The sequence below is a fragment of the Halomonas sp. genome, assembly GCF_052095695.1.
Classification (GTDB): Bacteria; Pseudomonadota; Gammaproteobacteria; order Pseudomonadales; family Halomonadaceae; genus Vreelandella.
The window spans coordinates 1-20,809 of sequence record NZ_JBQDLQ010000062.1 but is presented as its reverse complement, the minus strand read 5'-3'; the positions used below and the strand labels follow the sequence as shown (position 1 = coordinate 20,809).

Annotated in this window: 21 protein-coding genes; 9 read left to right on the top strand and 12 right to left on the bottom strand. The window is 51.3% G+C overall.

All coding sequences use genetic code 11. The features are described from left to right. Positions 1–262: 262 nt before the first annotated feature. Positions 263–1,333, top strand: a complete 1,071-nt coding sequence (locus ACTH5D_RS12615) for an endonuclease/exonuclease/phosphatase family protein (RefSeq protein ID WP_441671752.1) — start codon at positions 263–265, stop codon at positions 1,331–1,333. 27 nt (positions 1,334–1,360) lie between these two features. Here the strand turns inward: ACTH5D_RS12615 and ACTH5D_RS12610 are convergent, their stop codons facing one another. Beyond that, on the bottom strand, positions 1,361–2,737 hold the full coding sequence (locus ACTH5D_RS12610) for a class II fumarate hydratase (protein ID WP_441671750.1): 1,377 nt from the start codon (positions 2,735–2,737) through the stop codon (positions 1,361–1,363). Positions 2,738–3,058: 321 nt separating this feature from the next. Between ACTH5D_RS12610 and ACTH5D_RS12605 the strand changes: the two genes are divergently transcribed. Beyond that, a complete protein-coding gene (locus ACTH5D_RS12605; protein ID WP_441671748.1) occupies positions 3,059–3,433 on the top strand; it encodes a phasin family protein in 375 nt (124 codons plus the stop codon). Positions 3,434–3,552: 119 nt separating this feature from the next. Here the strand turns inward: ACTH5D_RS12605 and hda are convergent, their stop codons facing one another. Further along, entirely contained in the window at positions 3,553–4,260 is a 708-nt protein-coding gene (gene hda, locus ACTH5D_RS12600) for a DnaA regulatory inactivator Hda (RefSeq protein ID WP_441671746.1), read from the bottom strand. Continuing rightward, positions 4,257–5,387 carry an AI-2E family transporter gene (locus tag ACTH5D_RS12595; RefSeq protein ID WP_441671744.1) on the bottom strand — a complete coding sequence of 377 codons (1,131 nt, stop codon included), beginning with the start codon at positions 5,385–5,387 and terminating at the stop codon, positions 4,257–4,259. Before ACTH5D_RS12595 ends, hda begins: the two co-directional genes overlap by 4 nt. A gap of 208 nt (positions 5,388–5,595) precedes the next feature. On the opposite strand from ACTH5D_RS12595, the gene purM reads away from it, so the two are divergent. Together purM and purN are read left to right on the top strand one after the other, a co-directional pair. Next, complete coding sequence (gene purM / locus ACTH5D_RS12590) at positions 5,596–6,663, top strand: phosphoribosylformylglycinamidine cyclo-ligase (protein ID WP_441671742.1); 1,068 nt, start codon at positions 5,596–5,598, stop codon at positions 6,661–6,663. Further along, positions 6,660–7,415 carry a phosphoribosylglycinamide formyltransferase gene (purN, locus tag ACTH5D_RS12585; RefSeq protein WP_441671740.1) on the top strand — a complete coding sequence of 252 codons (756 nt, stop codon included), beginning with the start codon at positions 6,660–6,662 and terminating at the stop codon, positions 7,413–7,415. The genes purM and purN overlap by 4 nt, the downstream gene beginning before the upstream one ends. A gap of 98 nt (positions 7,416–7,513) precedes the next feature. Here the strand turns inward: purN and dcd are convergent, their stop codons facing one another. The 4 genes from dcd to cobA all read right to left on the bottom strand — a co-directional run bounded on the left by dcd (position 7,514) and on the right by cobA (position 11,112). Beyond that, a complete protein-coding gene (dcd, locus tag ACTH5D_RS12580) occupies positions 7,514–8,080 on the bottom strand; it encodes a dCTP deaminase (RefSeq protein WP_096279703.1) in 567 nt (188 codons plus the stop codon). Between the two features lie 11 nt (positions 8,081–8,091). Beyond that, the gene (gene apbC / locus ACTH5D_RS12575) at positions 8,092–8,892 is read right to left on the bottom strand and encodes an iron-sulfur cluster carrier protein ApbC (protein ID WP_441671738.1); all 801 of its coding nucleotides are present in this window, start codon (positions 8,890–8,892) and stop codon (positions 8,092–8,094) included. Between the two features lie 188 nt (positions 8,893–9,080). Continuing rightward, entirely contained in the window at positions 9,081–10,091 is a 1,011-nt protein-coding gene (locus ACTH5D_RS12570; RefSeq protein WP_441671736.1) for a kinesin, read from the bottom strand. A gap of 205 nt (positions 10,092–10,296) precedes the next feature. Then, entirely contained in the window at positions 10,297–11,112 is an 816-nt protein-coding gene (cobA, locus tag ACTH5D_RS12565) for a uroporphyrinogen-III C-methyltransferase (RefSeq protein WP_441671734.1), read from the bottom strand. Positions 11,113–11,219: 107 nt separating this feature from the next. Between cobA and ACTH5D_RS12560 the strand changes: the two genes are divergently transcribed. The 4 genes from ACTH5D_RS12560 (at position 11,220) to ACTH5D_RS12545 (ending at position 14,577) form a co-directional block, all read left to right on the top strand. Then, positions 11,220–11,363, top strand: coding sequence for a diguanylate cyclase domain-containing protein (locus tag ACTH5D_RS12560; RefSeq protein WP_441671732.1), 144 nt, complete (start codon positions 11,220–11,222; stop codon positions 11,361–11,363). Positions 11,364–11,493: 130 nt separating this feature from the next. Next, positions 11,494–11,643: a 4a-hydroxytetrahydrobiopterin dehydratase gene (locus ACTH5D_RS12555; RefSeq protein ID WP_441671758.1), complete on the top strand. Its 150-nt coding sequence runs from the start codon at positions 11,494–11,496 to the stop codon at positions 11,641–11,643. Between the two features lie 44 nt (positions 11,644–11,687). Next, positions 11,688–12,878 carry an amino acid aminotransferase gene (locus tag ACTH5D_RS12550; RefSeq protein WP_441671730.1) on the top strand — a complete coding sequence of 397 codons (1,191 nt, stop codon included), beginning with the start codon at positions 11,688–11,690 and terminating at the stop codon, positions 12,876–12,878. A 214-nt stretch (positions 12,879–13,092) separates the two neighbouring features. After that, positions 13,093–14,577, top strand: coding sequence for an NCS2 family permease (locus tag ACTH5D_RS12545; protein WP_441671728.1), 1,485 nt, complete (start codon positions 13,093–13,095; stop codon positions 14,575–14,577). On the opposite strand, the gene ACTH5D_RS12540 is transcribed toward ACTH5D_RS12545, so the two are convergent. The 3 genes from ACTH5D_RS12540 to ACTH5D_RS12530 all read right to left on the bottom strand — a co-directional run bounded on the left by ACTH5D_RS12540 (position 14,574) and on the right by ACTH5D_RS12530 (position 17,353). Beyond that, positions 14,574–15,908: an MATE family efflux transporter gene (locus ACTH5D_RS12540; protein WP_441671756.1), complete on the bottom strand. Its 1,335-nt coding sequence runs from the start codon at positions 15,906–15,908 to the stop codon at positions 14,574–14,576. The two genes, ACTH5D_RS12545 and ACTH5D_RS12540, sit on opposite strands and share 4 nt — an antisense overlap. A 132-nt stretch (positions 15,909–16,040) precedes the next feature. Continuing rightward, on the bottom strand, positions 16,041–16,625 hold the full coding sequence (locus ACTH5D_RS12535; RefSeq protein WP_441671754.1) for a YceI family protein: 585 nt from the start codon (positions 16,623–16,625) through the stop codon (positions 16,041–16,043). Positions 16,626–16,783: 158 nt separating this feature from the next. Further along, entirely contained in the window at positions 16,784–17,353 is a 570-nt protein-coding gene (locus ACTH5D_RS12530) for a cytochrome b (protein WP_441671726.1), read from the bottom strand. Positions 17,354–17,715: 362 nt separating this feature from the next. On the opposite strand from ACTH5D_RS12530, the gene ACTH5D_RS12525 reads away from it, so the two are divergent. Then, positions 17,716–17,994, top strand: a complete 279-nt coding sequence (locus ACTH5D_RS12525; RefSeq protein WP_441671724.1) for a hypothetical protein — start codon at positions 17,716–17,718, stop codon at positions 17,992–17,994. Positions 17,995–18,132: 138 nt separating this feature from the next. Here the strand turns inward: ACTH5D_RS12525 and ACTH5D_RS12520 are convergent, their stop codons facing one another. Both ACTH5D_RS12520 and purF read right to left on the bottom strand, forming a co-directional pair. Next, the gene (locus ACTH5D_RS12520; protein ID WP_441671722.1) at positions 18,133–19,338 is read right to left on the bottom strand and encodes an O-succinylhomoserine sulfhydrylase; all 1,206 of its coding nucleotides are present in this window, start codon (positions 19,336–19,338) and stop codon (positions 18,133–18,135) included. Positions 19,339–19,350: 12 nt separating this feature from the next. Further along, positions 19,351–20,809 (bottom strand): amidophosphoribosyltransferase (gene purF, locus ACTH5D_RS12515; protein WP_441671720.1); only part of this gene is annotated, 1,459 nt, incomplete at its 5' end.

Genomic DNA, 20,809 nt, shown 5'->3' with positions numbered 1-20,809 from the left:
CGCCGACCTCCACGATGTCAACGTGGCGCTCTAACCAACTGAGCTATGGTCCTACTGGCACTGCTCGCAGACATAGTCATGCCATGCAACGGATGCGAATTTTACGCTTTTACCACTGAATTGCAAGCTTTTTCCCTGTTCTGCTTCGCTTCTTTGCACGCCTCACTCGATACCAAATTGTCGTCTAACCTGTACACTTATATTATTACGTCGCAGGCTAAGTGTTTTAGTATGATGGCCATTATCTATAGGGAAGTAAGCTATGTTCGGTATTTTGCTAGGAAGCATCGCCATCGCACTGTTATTAGCCACGCTCATTGCGCGCATCGAATTGCACTGGTGGTGGATCCGCAGTTTTGAATTTCCACGCTTACAGATTGCATGCGTCGCGCTCGCGGACTTTTTACTGGCGGCTGTCTTCATTGATTCAGGCCGCTGGCAGTGGATTACACTAGGCGCAGCAGGCACTACCTTCTTGGTTCAGGCCTATTACATCTTGCCATGGACGCCGCTTTGGCCTGTGCAGGTTCAAGCGGCAGAAAGTCCAGGTAAAGGCCCCACCATTACGCTGCTAATCGCTAACGTATTAACGCCGAATCGGCAGGCCCAGTCGCTTATCGACATGATAAGCAAGCACCAGCCTGACATTGTGCTGACGCTTGAGTCTGATCAGTGGTGGGAAGATCAGCTAGACCCCGCACTGAAAGAATACTGGCCCCATAACGTTAAAATCCCGCTTGATAATCTTTACGGCATGCACCTCTACTCGCATTTGGAGCTAACCAATACCTCCATAGAGCGGCTGATTCAAGATGATATTCCGTCTATTCATACTACTGTCACGTTAGAAAACGGCGAGAAGCTTTGCCTCTACGCACTTCATCCCCGACCACCTGCGCCCAGCGAGAGTGAGAGTTCTTTGTGGCGCGACGCAGAGCTTTTACTTGTCGGCAAGAAGATTCATGACAACCCAGAGCCGACCCTAGTAGCAGGCGACCTTAATGACGTAGCGTGGTCAAGGACAACACAGCTCTTTTGTCGCGTTGGCGGCATGCTAGACCCGCGCCGAGGCCGCGGGTTATTCAGCACCTTCCACGCTAAATATCCACTATTACGCTGGCCTCTGGACCATATTTTCGTTACCGAGCACTTCACCTTGGTAGGCATGCAGCGCCTAAGCTACTTCGGCTCAGATCACTACCCTATCCTAGCGACCTTTTGCTATTGCCCCTCGCGCAAAGATGAGCATGAGACGCCCGAAGCCAGCGTAGAGGAACAGGAAGAGGCCAGCGAAACGATTCAAGAAGGAAAAACCGAACATCAAGAAACCTAATCGCTGACGCCCGCCACACAGGCCGGGTTACTCGGGAATACCGCCTTGAGTCAACACGGCCGGATCTAACAGGCGCTCAAGCGTTTCCCGATCCAGGTCTGTATTCTCCTCAGCAACGTCAATGATCGGCCTACCCGCTTGGTAGGCCTTTTTTGCAATAGCGGCCGCTGCGTTATAACCAATCACACCATTTAACGCTGTTACCAGAATAGGATTGCGTGCCAGAGGCGCTTTCAGATTCTCTTCACGCACCTTAAACGTCGCAATTGCACGGTCAGCAAGCAGCCGAGACGTATTGCTCATCAAGTTAATTGAAGTGAGCAAATTGGAAGCCACTAGCGGCAGCATGACATTCAATTGGAAGTTACCGCTTTGCCCCGCAACGGTAATCGCCGCGTCTAAGCCAATAACCTGTGCGGCGGCCTGAGCGGCTGATTCGGGAATCACGGGGTTTACTTTACCCGGCATGATTGAACTGCCGGGCTGCAGCGCTTCAAGCTCAATTTCACCCAGCCCAGCCAGCGGTCCTGAATTCATCCAGCGCAGATCATTGGCAATTTTCATAATCACACAGGCTAGACCTTTTAACTGCCCTGACAGCTCTACCGCCGCATCTTGTGACGAGAGGCTGGCAAAAAAGCTATCATTAGGAGTAAACATCAACCCCGTCTGCTCGCTAAGTTCCTGGGCAACCTGCTCAGCAAACCCATCAGGAGCATTGATACCGGTGCCAACCGCCGTGCCGCCCTGTGCTAACCGGCAAAGCCTTTGCATTACACCATCAAACCGCTCGATGGCTTGATTGAGCTGGCTCGACCAAGCGCCTAGCTCTTGATCCATACGTAGCGGCATAGCATCCATTAAATGGGTGCGACCCGTTTTAACGATATGGCTTAGCTCACTAGCACGGAGGTCAATCGTGTCGCGCAAATGTACCAGCGCGGGCCGTAGAGTTTCATGCACGCCAATGGCGGCCGAGAGATGGATAGCGGTTGGAATGACATCGTTGCTCGACTGCCCCATATTGACGTGATCATTGGGGGTGACGTCGACACCCTCTCGGGACGCCAGATTGGCCAACACCTCATTGACGTTCATGTTAGAGGAGGTGCCTGAGCCGGTTTGAAACACATCAATGGGAAAATGCTGATCATGAATACCGGTTAGCACTTCACGCGCAGCTTTCTGGATCGCCTCTCCGCGCTCATTATCAAGCTCTCTCGATGCTTGATTGACACGTGCTGCGGCTAATTTGATGCGCACAACCGCATGAATAAAGGCCGGGGGCATTGGCGTGTGAGATACCGGAAAGTTATTAATTGCTCGCTGCGTTTGCGCACCGTAAAGGGCATCTGCGGGCACTTCCAATTCACCCATGCTGTCGCGTTCAATACGTGTTGCCATTGCTGGTCCTCCTATGAATATGACGACTCCTCCTGATCTGAGCGCAAAGCCGTGATATCGTTCGCCAAGGGTTGCCAAACGCTTATCAAATAAAGCCTGCTTCAAAAAAAGACGTCTTCAATAAAGCTTTAACGAGCTGCTCAGCACATACACTTAGAGCCAATATTGCACCGCACAAAAGGCTTTGCTATGCTGCACTGCAAGATAACGTGTAGAGATGCCAGTAAGTACGCAGTACCCACCTCTGGATGGCTGTTTCTGGCAATCTATTTTAGCAATGCTGGCTCTGGCCGTGCTGTTGCAACCCTAGAGGTAATGAATATGAATACTGTTAATACGAATGAAATGACTCAGCAGTTTGACAATATGTTTATGGCGCCCGCACGTTCTTTTATGGCACTAAGCGTTGATTACGCTGAAAAAATGATCAATGCTCAGATGGATGCCAGCAAAGCCTATACAGGCACCAGCATTGCACAGATGCGTCAGATGATGAACGTAAAAGACGCGGAAGGCTTACGTAGCTACATGGAAAGCCAGCAAAACGTTGCTAAAGAACTGGCCGAGCGCGCTAAGGGCGATGCGGATAAAGTAGTGTCATTACAGCAGGATTTTATTCAGAAAAGCCAGAAATTGACTGAAGAAAATGTCAAGCAAGCGCAAACTGCCGTTAGCAAAATGAGCAAAACCGCTTAACGCTTTACCCATGTTATAAGCGGGTAAACCAGCTCGTTAAAACGCCACCGTCGGCCCTGCCTACGGTGGCGTTTTAGTGGTTGTCGAATCATTTTTTGCCCCTATGGCTAAACCTCTTCTTACCAACCCAGGGCAGACTTAACAAACGGTATCGTCAGCTTGCGTTGAGCCGTCAGCGACGCCTTATCAAGCGTTTCCACCGCACGGCAAAGCTCACCTAGTTCACGCGGGCCTCGATGTAAAATATAGCGGCCCACGTCGTCGGGCAGCTGTATGCCTCTCACGCTGGCACGAAGCTTAAGGGCAGCCAAACGCTCGCTGTCGTCATCTAGCGGATGAACGTGAAAAGTAACCCCCCAGGTTAACCGCGAGGCGAGGTCAGGCAACTGCACATTTAATTGGCGTGGAGAGGCATTGGCAACAATCAATAACTTTTTACCTGCGTCCCGCAGCCGATTAAAAGCGTGAAACAGGGCCTCTTCCCAGCGCTTACGCCCGATCACGTACTCCAAGTCGTCGATCGCCACAAGATCCAATCGCTCGATATCTTCCAGCATCAGCGGCGGAAAGTGGCCTAAGTCACCCAGCGGTAAATACAGCGCGCGCTTATCTGCATCTGACGCTGCGTGACAGGCCGCTTGAAGCAGGTGACTGCGCCCTACGCCGGGTGCCCCCCACAGGTATAGAAACTGCTCACCCTCTGCACTTAGCTGCTGGGTGACATGCTCTACTAGCGATGCGTTCGCACGCCCCGCATAGTAATTATTAAACGTGGCATCATCACGTAAACCAATGCCCAGAGGAAGCTGTGCCGGAGCTCGGCTCATGGTGACTCCCGTTTATCATCACGACTCAGCTCATCATAATATGACGAACTTACCTCGATAATCTTTGGCTGATCGTCGGTATTTTTATCGTCGTACAGCTCGCTGTGCTGATAGCGTACTTTAACTTCTTTAAGCAACACTAAAATCACCGCAGCCACCGGCAGTGCCAACAATACCCCTGTTAAACCAAACAGCTTTCCACCCGCCAATACGGCAAAGATAACCGCTACCGGATGTAGGCCAATTTTGTCGCCCAGCAGTTTAGGTTGAAGCACCACGCTCTCAGCCATTTGACCAACGCTGAAGACTAAAATCACGCCCACCACTGCCCACCACGTGGCATATTGAAAGAGCGCCACCACAAGCGCGATCACCAAGCCTACAATAAAACCCAAGAACGGTACGATGCTCACCAGCCCAGACACAAAGCCAATCAGCAGGCCGAAGTTAAGCCCCATCAGCGTCAAACCTACTGCGTAGATAATTCCTAAGCAGAGCATGACCAACAGCTGCCCGCGTAAGAATGAGGAAAGCACCTCATCGCAACGGCGCGCTAACCGAAAGGTATCATCAGCCCACTGGCGAGGAATTAAATTAGCAATATTGTCGAGCAATCGATTCCAGTCTAAAAGCAGATAAAAAGTCACCACGGGAATCAGTGCAACATAAGTCACCCAAGATGCGAACGCCATTCCAGAACGGCCAATTTGGCCCAGTGCCTGCGCTAAATAACCGCCTGCATCGCGCCAGTTCTCAACCAGTGTTTCGCGGGCATTGGTTAATTCTGCGGTCACATCATAACCGGTCCATTCCTGCACCTGGGGAGCCAGTGTATTTTCGACCCAGTTGAAAATACCCGGGATAGCTTCTCCCAGCTGTTTAAGTTGCTGAACAACTAGCGGTATCAATATCAGCAAACTTACCACCAGGATGATGAGCAGGACTAAAAATACGCTACTCACGGCCAGAGGCCGATTCATACCCCAGCGCTGGAAGCGATTAGCCAGCGGGTCGGCCAAGTAAGCGAGAATCATTCCAGCAATAAAAGGCATCAGCACTGAATCTAGCAAATAAATAGAACCGCCTATCACTACCAAAAACAGCACACCCCACCAAGAATTGCGCATACTTCCCTCTCAAATATTAATTTAAATCGGTTATTTTCACTAAGCGTTACTATGCCGTATATCAGCAAAACCTGCTCGTAAGCTTTTCAACACGCTTCACAGCGGTGCGGCCTGCGCCACTGAGTGTTACAATCCGATTCAGTTATCGTCCAGCACTGGCCATGTCGCCAGCACTACCAGCACCGCTATTTGCTTCACAGGATCTGTCATGACCGAGACCTCTTCTTCTTCGGCTACTCCTTCCCTCAGCTACAAGGACGCAGGCGTCGATATTGATGCCGGTAACGCCCTGGTTGACCGCATTAAACACGTTGCCAAGCGCACTACTCGCCCAGAAGTAATGGGTGGGCTTGGCGGCTTTGGCGCACTGTGCGAAATACCGGCAGGCTATCGGCGGCCTGTTCTTGTCTCAGGCACCGACGGAGTCGGTACCAAGCTGCGCCTAGCCATGGATCTTGGCAAACACGACACAATTGGGATTGATTTAGTCGCGATGTGTGTCAACGATTTGATCGTCGCCGGCGCCGAGCCACTGCTGTTTCTCGACTACTATGCCACGGGTAAGCTCGATGTGGATATTGCTGCTGACGTTGTCACCGGAATTGGCGCTGGCTGCGAGCTAGCGGGCTGCGCATTAGTCGGTGGCGAAACCGCCGAAATGCCGGGGATGTATGAAGGTAGCGACTATGATTTAGCAGGCTTTTGCGTCGGTGTCGTTGAAAAAGAAGACATTTTGGATGGCAGCAAAGTCGCTGAAAACGACGTTGTGCTGGGCCTTGCGTCATCAGGTCCGCACTCTAACGGCTACTCGCTGATCCGCAAAATCCTTGATGTTAGCAACGCTTCGCTAGACACCGACATTGACGGTACGGCACTAGGCGATGCGCTAATGGCGCCTACCCGCATCTATGTTAAATCACTGCTGTCTTTAATGCGCGAAAGTGATATCGCCGTGCACGCGTTATCGCACATCACCGGTGGCGGGCTGCTGGAAAACATTCCCCGTGTTCTGCCGGATGACCTCGCTGCTCACATTGACATTAACAGCTGGAAGCGCCCCGCCGTGTTTGATTGGCTGCAGTCACACGGCAATGTCAATGAAACCGAAATGCACCGCGTCCTCAACTGCGGCATTGGCATGGTGGTGGTGGTCTCGCAGCAACAAGCGGATGAGGCAGTCGCTTACCTAGACACGCAGGGAGAAACCGTGTATCGCCTGGGTAATATCGTTAAACGCCAAGAGGAAGCTGTTATTTTGGAGAACCTCTCGGCATGACCAATACGGACTACCAAAGCGACACCATTAAAGACGTAACGCCAGAACCTGTCGGTGCTAGACGTATCGTTGTACTGGTTTCTGGCAATGGCAGCAATCTGCAGGCGCTTATTGATGCCCAGTCACATGACCGCTTAGGCGGCGGTGAAATCGTTGCGGTCATTTCCAATATCGCTGGTGCCTACGGCTTAAAACGAGCCCATGAAGCAGGTATTGAAGCGGTCGCACTGCCTCATCGCGAATATGACAGCCGCGAAGCCTATGATGGCGCATTAATTAAAGTCATTGAACGCCACGAACCGGATCTCATCGTTCTGGCAGGCTTTATGCGTATTTTAACGCCTCGTTTTGTGCAGCGATTCTTGGGCCGTATGCTCAACATTCACCCGTCGCTGCTGCCCAACTACCCGGGGCTTAATACCCACGCGCGGGCTCTGGCGGACAGCGTGGAAAGCCACGGCTGCAGCGTTCACTTTGTGACCGAAGAGCTAGACGGCGGCCCGGTGGTACTACAAGCCGAGCTACAGGTAAGTATTGATGACACGTTAGAAACGCTTCAAGAGAAGGTTCGATCCCGCGAGCATCTGCTCTATCCGATTGCGGTACAGTGGTTCTTAGAAGGCAGGCTACAGTTCAGTGCAGATGGCGCCAAAATGGACGGACAGCTGCTTCCCGAATACGGAATGCGTCTCTCCCATGCCGATGCGGCGGAAGAGCTTGATGAGGAGCCTGACGACGAATCGCACCTGTAATAGCGTTCAGCAAACGCGCCAGGACTGAGTTGAAAAAATTGAAACAAAAAACGCCTGACGGAGATTGATATTCCGCCAGGCGTTTTTCATGGGGAGCCTTAAGTACGCGGCAACGTCACTCCGCGCTGCCCCATGTACTTGCCACCACGATCTTTATACGAAGTAGCACACACTTCATCGGACTCTAAGAACAGCATCTGTGCAACGCCTTCATGGGCATAGATTTTCGCAGGCAAATTCGTCGTATTAGAGAACTCAAGCGTTACATGGCCCTCCCATTCAGGCTCAAGCGGCGTGACGTTAACAATAATGCCACAGCGCGCATAGGTAGATTTTCCTAAGCAAATAGTGAGCACATTACGCGGAATGCGAAAGTATTCTACCGTACGCGCTAATGCGAATGAGTTTGGCGGAATAACACAAACGTCGCCTTTAATATCAACGAAGCTTTTCGCGTCAAACGCTTTAGGATCGACAATAGCCGAGTGAATATTAGTAAACACTTTGAATTCATCAGCACAGCGCACGTCGTATCCGTAGCTTGACGTGCCGTAGGAAATGACGCGCTGATCGTTCACATAGCGCACCTGCTCAGCCTCGAACGGCTCGATCATTGCATCGCTTTTAGCCATGCGACGAATCCAGTTATCAGATTTGATACTCATCTAGTACGTTATCACTCGCTAAAGGAAATGGTAGGGCCGTCGTTTTGGCTCATGTTTACCGCTTCGGCTACTTTTTTTGCAATCGCTGCAAAGGTTTGGCTCACCGTACCTTCTGGCTCAGATACGACGCTCGGCCTGCCTGAATCCGTTAACTCACGGATAGCAAGCGTTAATGGCAGCCGTCCAAGCACTTGGGTATCGTACTCTTGGGCAATGCTATCACCGCCGCCAGTACCAAAAATAGCGGCTTCATGGCCACAGTTTTCACAGTGGTAAAGGCTCATGTTCTCAACCACGCCCAACACCGGCACGTTAACTTTGCGGAACATTTCAATCCCTTTACGGGCATCTAATAGCGCAATATCCTGCGGCGTTGTGACAATCACGGCGCCTGCTACCGGCACTTTTTGCGCCAGCGTTAGCTGGATATCACCGGTGCCTGGGGGCATATCAATCAGCAGAAAATCTAGGTTATCCCATTGAGTTTGCGTTAACATCTGCTGAAAGGCACCCACCACCATCGGGCCACGCCATACCATGGGCTCACGGGTGTTAACCATAAAGGCCATCGACATGGCTTGAATACCATGGGCCTCAAGCGGTAGGAATTTATTATTGGCCGCGGCCTGTGGGCGTACGCCCTCTTTAACACCGAGCATTTGTGCTTGGCTGGGCCCGTAAATATCAGCATCAAGAACGCCCACGCGATAATTCTGTGCGGCTAATGCCAGCGCCAAATTAACGGTGACGGTAGATTTACCCACGCCGCCTTTGCCTGATGCCACTGCAATAATATGCTTAACCCCATCCATCCAATGGCACTCCTTTCATGGTTAGGCGCTTAATTAAAATAGCCCCTTAGATTAATCGTTAAGTAAATGATACTCCTCAGCGCAACAATCATAAACCAACAACCAAAAAGCGGACGCCGGCTGCCCGACATCCGCTCTTATTTTCAACATCAGCGCTTAGCAATAAAGGGTCAACGCTTAGTCACTTTTCAACCGGCATTTTGGTGTGATTCTTGATTACCACCGTCGCTATCGTTCGCGCTTTCATCGCTACTGTCAGGCGCATTCTCTTCATCAGCGCTGTCTTGTGAAGTAGCCGCTGCTTCGCTGACTGAGTTTTCTGCATCAGCTAAGCGCCTGTCTAGCGTGGAAAGCTCATCACGCCATTCACCTAGCTGGCTCTCTAAACGCTGCAGCTGACTTTCACGCCCCTCAAGATTACTCTCGACACTCGACAATTCTTCACGACCGGCGCCTAGAGCCGTCATCAAATCGTCAAGCTCGCCTTGAGTCGTGGAAACTTCCTCATTTAGGCTCGTTTGCTGCGCAGCCGTTTGGCTGATTTGCTCCTCCAGTGCAGACAGCTCCTCTTCTTTAGCGCTTAAGTCGTCTACCGCCTGCTGACGTGCAGCGTCAGCTTCTTGCCGGGCGTCTTCAGCGCTCTGGCGAGCTTCCTCAACCTGCTGCAAATTACTTTCTGCTTCTTCACGGGTGCTGGTGATTTCATCTCGCTCTTCACGCAGCCCCGCCATATCATTTTCAGCAGCTTCTAACTGCTCGCTCAATGCTGAAATCTCTTCTTGCAGCTTATTCCGCTCAGCTTCAAGCTCTTCTAAGCGCGTCTGAACCTCGCTGACGTCACCCTGAGCACTCTGGAGCGCAGTGTTGGCCTCATCCTGCTGTGCCTGTAAGGAATCCCGCTCTTCCTGCAACGTAGCGAGATTCGTTTCGGCTTCATCAATTTCGCTAACGCGCTGTTTCATCTGACTGTTTTCTTGCTCAGCACTTACTAGCTGCTCTTCAAGGCTATCGATACGATCTTGACGTGTGCTCGCATTAGACTGCGCCATGATTGCCCAAATAACCGCGATTGCCGCGATACCTGCAATGGTTTTTACTCGATTGTCTTGAAAGAGCGTTTTCATATCCGCCTGTTTGACCGGCTCCGACTCCGGCTTGTTGGCTGGCGGCAGATTGTCTGAATGATTGTCTTCTGACATTATGCGTTCCTCTATGATCTACGCTTAGATTGGCAAGCCAAGATGTGTGCAAACTGAAGAAATGATTTAGCAACAGTGATTCCCTAGCGGCGAACGATTACCCTTTCAGCATACACAGCTCATTGCATCTAGCCAGTCTGTTAGTAAATTCTTATCGCCATGTGACTGGGGAGCTACCGCTTAGCTTGAAAGCTAATGCTGCTGACTAAGGTGAATGTTTACCTTCAGGAAAACCTGACGCCTGCCCCTCAAGTACGTCAAACCACGCAAGGGTCGTGTGTAATGCCACCACGCTGCCTACTATAAGCAGCGTAGGTGGTTTTATATCGCCCGCCAAGAAAGCATCGGGCAGCGATAAAAGGGTTCCCACGTGCGTGCGCTGCTGACGCGTAGTGCCTTGCTCGATAAGCGCCAGCGGCGTTTCTGGTGACATCCCGTGCTCTATCAGCGCCTGACTAATGACTCTAACGCTGCCTAGCCCCATATAGAACACAAGCGTTTGCGCGGGTCGGGCAAGGGCATCCCAGTCAAGCTCGCACTCCCCCTGTTGTAAGTGGCCGGTAACAAAACGAACCGACTGCGCATGGTCCCGGTGGGTAAGGGGAATACCCGCATAGGCTGCACATCCTGAGGCTGCCGTGACGCCAGGAATCACTTCCACGCTAACCTTAGCAGCCCGCAAAGCTTCTAACTCCTCACCTCCCCGGCCAAATATAAACGGGTCTCCGCCTTTGAGGCGTACGACGCGCTTCCCTTGATGAGCCCACGCTACCAACGCTTGATTGATCTCATTTTGAGGCACGCTATGCAGCGAACGAGCCTTGCCAACATAGTAGCGCTGCGCTTTGCTAGGTATAAACGCCAGAATTTCATCGCTAACCAAGCGGTCATAGAGCACCACTTCGGCTGCTTGCAGGCGTTTATAAGCTTTGAGCGTCAGTAATTCGGGATCTCCAGGGCCGGCTCCGACCAAACTCACCCAGCCATATGACTGATCACCGTGCTGTCGTCTTACTTCCAAGAAACCACCTCGAGGAATAAAAATTAGATTCTATATATTAAAAAGTAATTAATTTTATCATTAAATGCCGATAACGCCTCGAATAAATTAGTGCACATGACTTTGGTATGGGGGAAGGCCATTTAACACTAAGCATCGGGGTTGCCGAGTACCGCTGCAAAGAGCCTTTAACGAGTCTTATTGGGCTAGCAGATCAGGCGCTGTATAGCGCCAAAAGCGGTGGCCACGACTGCGGGCTCCTTCGACGCTGATAGCAGCACTAATATAATAAGTTCGCTAATTAAGCCATTTTATATCTCATCAGCCCTTCACAGCAGCAGGAGCCCCATCATGGAAAAGCTCGCCAGCTTAACGTAAGACTCATGCAGTAAGGGTGCGCCGCTGCTGAATCAAAAAGAGGCATTCACGCGGCTAAAAAGCCTGAGCCAGTGGCAGATTGTCGAGCACGATGGCATCATGAAGCTGTCGCGATGCTTTAAGTTTCGCCATTTTGCTAGCGCCCTGGCATTCACTCAGCGCGTTGGCGATTAAATGACTTCATTCTTGCCGCCAGAACTGACGAGGTAGTCGATTAAATGTTTGAGCATATTGAGCGAGTCCCAGGAGACGCCATTCTCGGGCTGATCGAAGCTTTCAAAAAAGATACCAATCCACAAAAAGTGGATTTAGGTGTTGGTGTTTACCGCGATACTCAGGGCAATACGCCGGTAATGCGCGCCGTGAAGGAAGCAGAAGCTCGCCTGCTCAAGAATGAAACGACGAAAACGTATATTGGCTCTCACGGTGCCCCAAGCTATGGCGACGTAGTGCTGCCCATGGTATTTGGCACTGACTCCTCCGTATTGAAAGCCAATCGTGCCAGCGCTACCCAGTCACCAGGTGGTACCGGTGCCCTTCGTTTAGCGGCTGACTTCATCGCCTCGCAGCTGCCGGGCAAAGGCATTTGGGTCAGCGATCCTACGTGGCCAAATCACCACGGCATATTCACCGCCGCGGGTATTGAGCTTCACAAGTACCCCTATGTTGATCCCGATAACCGTCTGGATTTTGACGGTATGCGCGCCGCGCTAAAAAGCATTCCACAGGGCGATGTCGTTGTCCTGCACGCCTGCTGCCATAACCCGACTGGCTTTGATCTTTCCCATGACCAGTGGCAGGAGGTATTAGAGATTGTTCGAGAGCGTAAGCTACTACCGCTAATCGATTTTGCTTACCAAGGGTTTGGCGAAGGTTTAGAAGAAGATGCTTACGGCGTTCGCTTGCTGGCTGAAAATCTTGATGAAGCCATTATTACCAGTTCCTGCTCGAAAAACTTCGGCATTTACTGTGAGCGCACCGGCTGCTTGATCATGGTGGCTAAAGATAGCGAACAGATGGACAACATCCGCTCACAGGCGGCAATCGTTGCTCGGGAAAACTATTCCAACCCACCGGCTCACGGTGGCTCTATTGTCAGCGAAATTCTACATGACGCGGAGCTTACCGCGATGTGGCGTGAAGAGTTGACCGAAATGCGTGACCGCATCAATACCCTTCGCCGCGATTTTGTTGAGGCACTGAAGCCTTACGGGCTGGACCAGAAATATGCGTGCGTTGCTGAACAGCGCGGCATGTTTTCGTACACGGGCCTAACGCCCGAACAGGTCGACCGCCTACGCGATGAATTTGGCATTTACATGGTGCGCTCAGGCCGTGCCAACGTAGCGGGATTTTCTAATGAGAACCTGCCCTACCTTGCCAAAGCTATTGCTGCCGTTAACGACTAGCATTACGTTTTGTAATGCGTTAAATGCCCAGGTAATGCCTGGGCATTTTTGTATCTTGGGATGCTATATCGACTTGTGTACAATTATGCGATTGCCGTCAGAGCCTGGGGCGCCCATGCGGCGCTCATTGCAACGTAACGCCTGACCGATTAGTCAACTTCTCGGCACACTCAGCGAATCCTTGTAAACAACCATCATACTTTAGAGGCCTATCATGGCGGCTGCTAGCACCCACTATCCTTGGTATAAAAAAGAAGATACCGACGCGTTCTTCGCGCTGTTTCAAAACAATATTGCCAATTTCGTTATCATCGCCATTACCATGCTAGGCATGGGATTCCCCTCCTCCATTGTTTATGGACAGGTACTGCCTGGCGCCGCAGTCGCCGTGATGGTGGGAAATTTTTATTATGCTTGGAGTGCGACAAGACTGGCGCGTAAAGAAAACCGCGCTGATGTGACTGCGCTGTCTTACGGCATATCCACCCCGGTTATGTTCGTATTTTTATTCGGTGTTTTACTGCCCGCTAAGCAGCTTACCGGCGATGCTGAAATGGCTTGGAAAGTCGCCGTGGCCGCCTGTTTTATCAGTGGTGGCATCGAAGCTGTCATCAGCATTATCGGCCGCTGGGTGCAGCATCATTTGCCTCGTGCCGCCATGCTTGGAGCCGTTGCGGGTGTCGCACTCACGTTCATCGCCGGTGAGATGTTGTTTAAGACGCTTGAAATGCCAATCATCGGCTTACTGGTGCTAGCTATTATCATCGTCGGCTTAGTCGCGCGAGTCAGCATGCCTTTCAAGCTGCCTGCGTCTCTATTTGCCATTATCGTCGGCACGACCATGGCCTATTTAATTGGCGATGCTGACACAGAGCGCTTTAGCGATGCCTTTACTCACCTAGGGTTCTACCCATTATTGCCTAACCTAGCATGGTTTGAAGGGCTGGGGCTGTTGCTAACGAGCATGCTCGCCATACTAACGGTAGTACTGCCCATCACGCTCTATAACGCTATTGAAACAATGAATAACGTAGAGGCAATGGAAGCGGCCGGCGACAAATATGATGTGCGTGAGTGTCAGGCAGTGGACGGTGTAGGCACCATAATTGGAGCACTATTTGGCGGCGTATTCCCTACCACGGTATATATTGCCACGGTGGGCGCCAAGTGGATGGGCGCAGGGCGCGGCTATAGCCTGCTCAATGGAGCCGTCTATGCGCTTGCAACTATGTTCGGATTAATCGCTGCTCTGGCAGCAATTATTCCCGTTTCTGTGGTTGCGCCTATTTTGGTCTTTGTTGGCATGTCGATGATTGCGACGGCGTTTCAGGCCAACGATACACGCTACTATCCTGCCATTGCGTTGGCCATGCTGCCCTACTTCGCAAACTATGTGATGACACGCTTCAACCGTGGCGCCGGTGAAGTGGTTAGCGACATTTCCAGCGCCATTGTTGTCATGGGTCAAGGCGCTATGTTTATGGCAATCTTGCTGGGCGCCATGACGGTGTCAGTCATCGATCATCAGTTCAAACGCGCGGCAGCCTTTGCGGCTATTGCTGCAGGCTTTTCGTTTGGCGGCTTAATGCATGCGCCTAAACTCACCTTTAACGCCGCGCCCGAATTTGTAATGGGCTACTTAGCTATGGCGTTACTATTTTTATATTTTTCGTTTCAAGAGTCAGTTCGAAAACGCTAATTGACGAATCCCGCCTGCCGGTGTGGGCGGGATAAAATACGCGTTAGCACACGCCAAGCCATTAAACCTGCCAGCAGATTTCCCACTGCCCCACCGGCCGCTACACCCCACCAGCCGAAGAACTGAGACCCTACCCATAGGCAAGGTAAGTAGCACACAAATAGTCGCGCACTGGACAATAGCATCGCGCGCAACGGCCAACCCAAGGCATTACCGGCAGATACCACTAACATGCAAACACCAAGGGCCGCATAGCTCGGCAGTAGGAAGCGGATCAACAGCGTCAGCTCACTTTGCACATCTGGATTGCCTGCTAACGCCATGGCCAGCCAAGGAGCGCCAAGCGCCAGCACCACGCCAAGGCCTAGCTGCCAAAACAGCGCCACTTTGATAGCTAATTTCATCAACTGATGTATTTGCCCCCAGTCGTTCGCTCCATAGCAGCGCCCTAGCCACGGTGGCAGTGACATTGTCATTGCCAGAATCACCATTAGCGAGAGCGTTTCCAAGCGACTTGCCAGCCCCCAGGCAGCCACTTCGCTTTCACCCAGGCCTGCGACTACAGAGATAGCCAACATGGCTGCTAAGGGTGGCATCAGTTGGCTGACCATGGCCGGTGCGGCGATCCCAGTAAACGGCCGCCATGATTGTTTTGTCTCTAGCCACAGCCCCTCTGAGGATGCCCACTGGCGGCGGGCCAGTTTCAAACTTGTGATCACCAACCCTACTGAGAAAGCAATTGCGGTAGCCCAAGCAGCGCCTGGCAATCCCCAACCTTGCCAATCACCTACACCGAAGATGAACAAAGGGTCGAGAACCAGATTGATGAGACTACTGAGCACCATCATTTTACCCGGTAACCGAGTGTCTCCATGGGCGCGAAATACGCTATAGCTAAAATACAGCAGCGCGCCTAACCATGCAGATAGCAGCTGCGGCCCCCAGTAGACACGAATATAGGATAGCGTCGTTTCATCCGCCCCCAGCAGTTGAAAAATAGGCACATAAAATAGCCACAAAACGATCGCCAATAAACCAATCACTCCACCGCCGGCCATCAGCACTAGGCTGCTTAGGCGCTTGGCACGCTCGTCTTCCCCAGAGCCCAGCGCCCGGGATATAAGCGCGGCAATAGCGATACCCATTCCTACTTGAATACCAATAATCAAAAATGACAGCGGAAAGGTAAATGACTGAGCTGCCAATGGCGCAGTTCCCAAACGAGCAATGAACGCGCTATCAACCAGTTGAAAACCCAATAGCGCCAGCACGCCAATAGCCATAGGCCACGTTTGGCGCCATAGGGTTGTGGCCAACTCTTTTTGATGCATAACGGCTACCAAGCAGTCTCTCCTTACCCTTACGACAGGGGTTAATATAGACGAGGGTTAATACATCATCGACTTAACGTAAAACGCCACCGCCCTTTTAAGGGGCGGTGGCGCAAGTACTAAAGTACTTAATTACTGACGAATGCCTTCGAAGGTCACATAGAGCTCAACTTCATGCATCGCTTCAGGGAAATCGCTCATGTCGATGCCGTAATCGCTCAGCAACAGCGTCGTGGTGCCTTCAAAGCCGGCGCGAGAATTGCCCCACGGGTCATCGCCTTCACCCAGTAGCGTCACCGGCATTTCGATTTCTTGGGTTTCACCATGCAGCGTTAGGTCACCCGTTAGCACGCCTGCGTCTTCACCCGTTGACGCAAATCCTGTCGAGGTGAAAGTAGCCGTCGGAAACTCGCTTGCGTTCAGAAAGTCGCCGCTCAAGATATGACGATCACGTTCAGCGTGATTGCTGTTCAAGCTATCAACCTGAACTTCGATTTCAGCAGAGGATGCGTCAAGGTCTTCAGAATCGTAAGAAAACTGACCGTCAAATTTTTCAAAACTGCCTAAAAGATAAGAAAAACCCAGGTGGCTAATTTTAAACTGCACAAACGCATGCTGACCTTCTGTATCAAGCTGGTAATCAGCAGCCTGCGCTTGGCTCAATGGCACCAGTGCGAGCGCGGCAATAGCAGATGCAAATGCGGTCTTTTTAAACATCATTGATAAATCCTCTCTTTATTGAAAAGTCGCTACTTATTGAAAATCACTGCGACGGCTCTAGGCCTTCGTAGTGTTTACAAAAACGTATATTATTTAGATAACATAGCAACCGGCAGCGCTTTTTTCTAAATGCCAGCAGCCTAAAATGTATCGAATCAATTTATGCCACGAGTGCTGCGCTGGGCGTGACGGGGGTTCATCATACGCACCAGCGTCTTATTACGGTTAAACCAGTGGTGTTTTAGCGCGGCAAGCGTATGGCCCGCCGCTAAAAGCATCAGCGTTAGGGCGCTATACCAGTGCACGTCGCCAGCAAGGCTTGCCTGATTGGGATAATTTTGCAGTAACGCAGGCACTTCAAACCAACCAAAGACGCTGACGCCACGACCATTGGCGGTAGAAATTAAGTAGCCACTGATCATTACCAATAGCACAGCCGCATATAGCCCAATATGTCCTAAGTGCGCAGCAACCACCTCTAAGCGACGACCTTCTAATCGGGGGGTGGGCTGGAATAAACGCCACACTAAGCGCGCTAAAGTGGCGAACAAGAGCAAAATACCAATTGAGCGGTGTACCCATGGGCCTTGATTATACCAGGGATCATAATAGCCCAACCCCGTCATCCACCAGCCTAATGCAAATAAACCAATAATGGCCACAGCACTTAACCAGTGAAGCAAAATACTAACAATACCCCAGCCTCGCTGCGTGTTACGCCACATTGGTTATTCCTCACTTTATTGACGACTGGCGCCTACTTATGGCTAATCGTTTATTAGCAATCAGCATACCCATTACTGCTAGTGGAATCTGCTGAAAAAACCAGCAAAAACCATTCGTAAAAATCATTGATTAGCTCGCTAGCAATATCCATCAGCGACACATTAGCCATATTGATCCGGGTGGACATAAAGCTGAATCGTAGTAGCCATAATCCAATTCATTCTAAAATATAGAATGATAAATGCAATTTAAATCAATTTTCACATTTTGTTAGCGGGCTTACAATAATCACATGTTCGAAAACGAACACGGCGAACTCGCCGCCAATACATATCGAAGCACGCCAACGAGGTTAACTATCATGAACAAATTTACCACAGTCGCCGCCATCGCTCTGACGCTTTTCTCTAGTGCCGCACTGGCAGAAAGAGGCTCTGATGAATTCAATGAAGTCGCTCACGCTACCTCCCAGGTTCAGCAGCAAACAATTGGCGAGCGCAACATGACGCCAAGCGATTTAACTGCCGTGAATGGCGGTAGTGAAAAAAATGCGGTTAGCCACCCAAAATCAACGGCTGAATATCAAAGTAATGGCGGACAAAACATCGCCCTTACTGAATTGACGTCTAGAAATTCTTAATAGAGATCGCTGTCGGTTCTCACCCAAGCCGATATCCAGCGGCGCCTCACAAAGCAAGCCAGTGCCGCTGGAAAAAAAACAACCCCACTTCTGGTGGGGTTGAGTCGTTTCAAAACACTTAAGCAGGTCAACGGTTTTTTAGACTGTTTTGGCCATTAGTGCATCCAAACCGCGAGCTAAATCGCGCTGAATGTCCTTTTGGCTCTCGAGCCCAACCGCAACGCGAATGAGCCCCGGCGCAATACCTGCTGAGGTTTTTTGAGCATCAGAAAGACGCCCATGTGTGGTCGTTGCTGGGTGAGTAATGGTGGTTTTAACGTCGCCTAAATTACCCGTAATAGAAAGCATTCGAGTCGCATCAATAACCTGCCAAGCGCCCTCTTGACCACCCTGCACTTCAAAACCTAACACTGCGCCAAAGCCTTTTTGCTGTTGCTTGGCCAACGCATGCTGAGGATGTTCTTCCAAACCGCTGTAATACACCTTAGTTACCGCCGGGTGGGCATGTAACCAGCGTGCAAGTATTAAGGCGTTTTCACAATGCGCCTTCATACGTAGTGATAAGGTTTCTAAACCTTTGGTAAAAATCCATGCATTGAAAGGACTCAAGCATGGGCCGCACGTGCGCACTACGCCAAACACCTCTTCAAGCAACGAATGACTACCGACCACCGCGCCGCCAATTGCGCGCCCTTGACCATCCAAGTACTTGGTTGCTGAGTGAATGACTAAATCCGCGCCAAGTGCCAGCGGCTGCTGAAGTGCCGGAGTAAGAAAACAGTTATCAATCGCTAAGAGCGCATCATGCCGCTTAGCTAACGCGGCTAGTGCAGAGATATCGGCAATTTCAGACAGCGGATTAGAGGGTGTTTCAGCAAACAATAACCGCGTCTTTGGCGTAATCGCAGCTTCCCAGGCAGACAGATTGGAAAGCTCTACATAGCGCGTCGTGATGCCTAGTTTTCCCAGGTATTTATCGAACAGACTCACCGTGGAACCAAACAGCGACCGAGATGCAACAATTTCATCACCGGCAGAGAGTAGCGCGAGCGCGGTAGCTAGAATCGCTGACATACCGGAGCTTGTCGCCACGCAGCGCTCGCCACCTTCAAGTGCCGCTAGACGCCGTTCAAACGTATGCACCGTGGGGTTGGTGAAGCGCGAATAAACGTTACCGGGCTCTTGTCCACCGAATTTACGCGCGGCTTCCGCAGCGCTTTCGTAGACAAAGCTGGACGTTGGAAAAATAGGCTCAGAGTGCTCCTGCTCAAAGGTGCGCTGATGACCTGAGCGGATCGCCAGCGTCTCTAATGACCACTCATCCTGGTGATTATCGTCATGCATAAGGCTTACCCCTTAATCGTCCAGGTCATCGTCCTGATTGTGCATGCCGACCAGAGCATGATCACCAGCACTCTGGTCTTTCGCGGCATCGTTACGACTAGCTTCCAACGCCGCCAAATAGGCGTCGTCAATATCTCCGGTCACGTAGTTGCCGTCAAACACCGAGCAGTCGAAGGCCTCCATTTCAGGGTTCACTTCCCGACAGGCCGCCTTTAGATCTTCTAGATTTTGATAGAAAATGCGATCAGCGCCAATCAGCTCACCGACTTCCTCTTCAGTACGCCCGTGGGCAATTAGCTCAGAAGCGGACGGCATGTCAATGCCGTAAACATTAGGAAAACGTACCGGCGGTGCCGCCGAGGCAAAATAGACCTTACGTGCTCCCGCGTCGCGGGCCATTTGAATAATTTGCTTACAGGTAGTGCCGCGTACGATCGAATCATCGACAAGCAGTACATTCTTGCCGTTAAACTCAACGTCAATGGCATTGAGTTTTTGGCGAACCGACTTTTTACGCTGAACCTGCCCCGGCATAATGAAAGTGCGCCCAATATAGCGGTTTTTCATAAACCCTTCGCGGTAGGTCACTCCTAGGTGCTGCGCCATCTCAAGCGCGGAGGTACGCGACGTATCAGGGATAGGAATCACCACGTCGATATCGTGATCCGGCCACTCATTTAAAATGCGGTCACCCAGTTTACGCCCCATCTGCATGCGGGTTCCGTAGACATAGGCACCGTCAAGCAGCGAATCTGGGCGCGCTAAATAGACATGTTCAAAGATACACGAGCGAAGCTGCGGGCGGTCGGCACACACCTGAGTATGAATATTGCCTTCGATATCGACAAAAATCGCCTCACCAGGCGAAAGATCACGTTCAAGTTCAAAACCACCTACATCCAGCGCAACGGATTCAGAGGCGATCATGACGGCTTGGCCGCTCTCTTCTTCACGGGTGCCAAACACAACCGGACGAATACCGAAAGGGTCGCGAAAAGCCACCATCCCAAAGCCGTTAATAATCGCCACCGCCGCGTAGCCACCTTTGCAGCGGCGGTGAACTCTACGCACAGCATCAAAGATGTCTTCCGCTTCCAGGTGCAGGCCCTGCTTACCCAGCTCATGGGCAAACACGTTGAGCAGCACTTCGGAATCAGAACTGGTGTTAATGTGGCGAAGGTCGGTGGAAAACAGCTCTTGCTTCAACTGCTCTGAGTTGGTCAAGTTACCGTTATGCGCAAGGGCGATACCGTAAGGAGAGTTAACATAAAACGGCTGAGACTCCGCTTCACTTGAGGAGCCGGCCGTTGGGTAACGCACGTGGCCAATGCCCAAGTTACCTTTTAAACGAGCCATATGGCGGGTATGAAATACATCACGCACCAAACCATTACTCTTGCGCAGCAAGAAGCGTCCTTCGTTCCACGTCATCATGCCGGCAGCGTCCTGGCCACGATGCTGAAGTACGGTC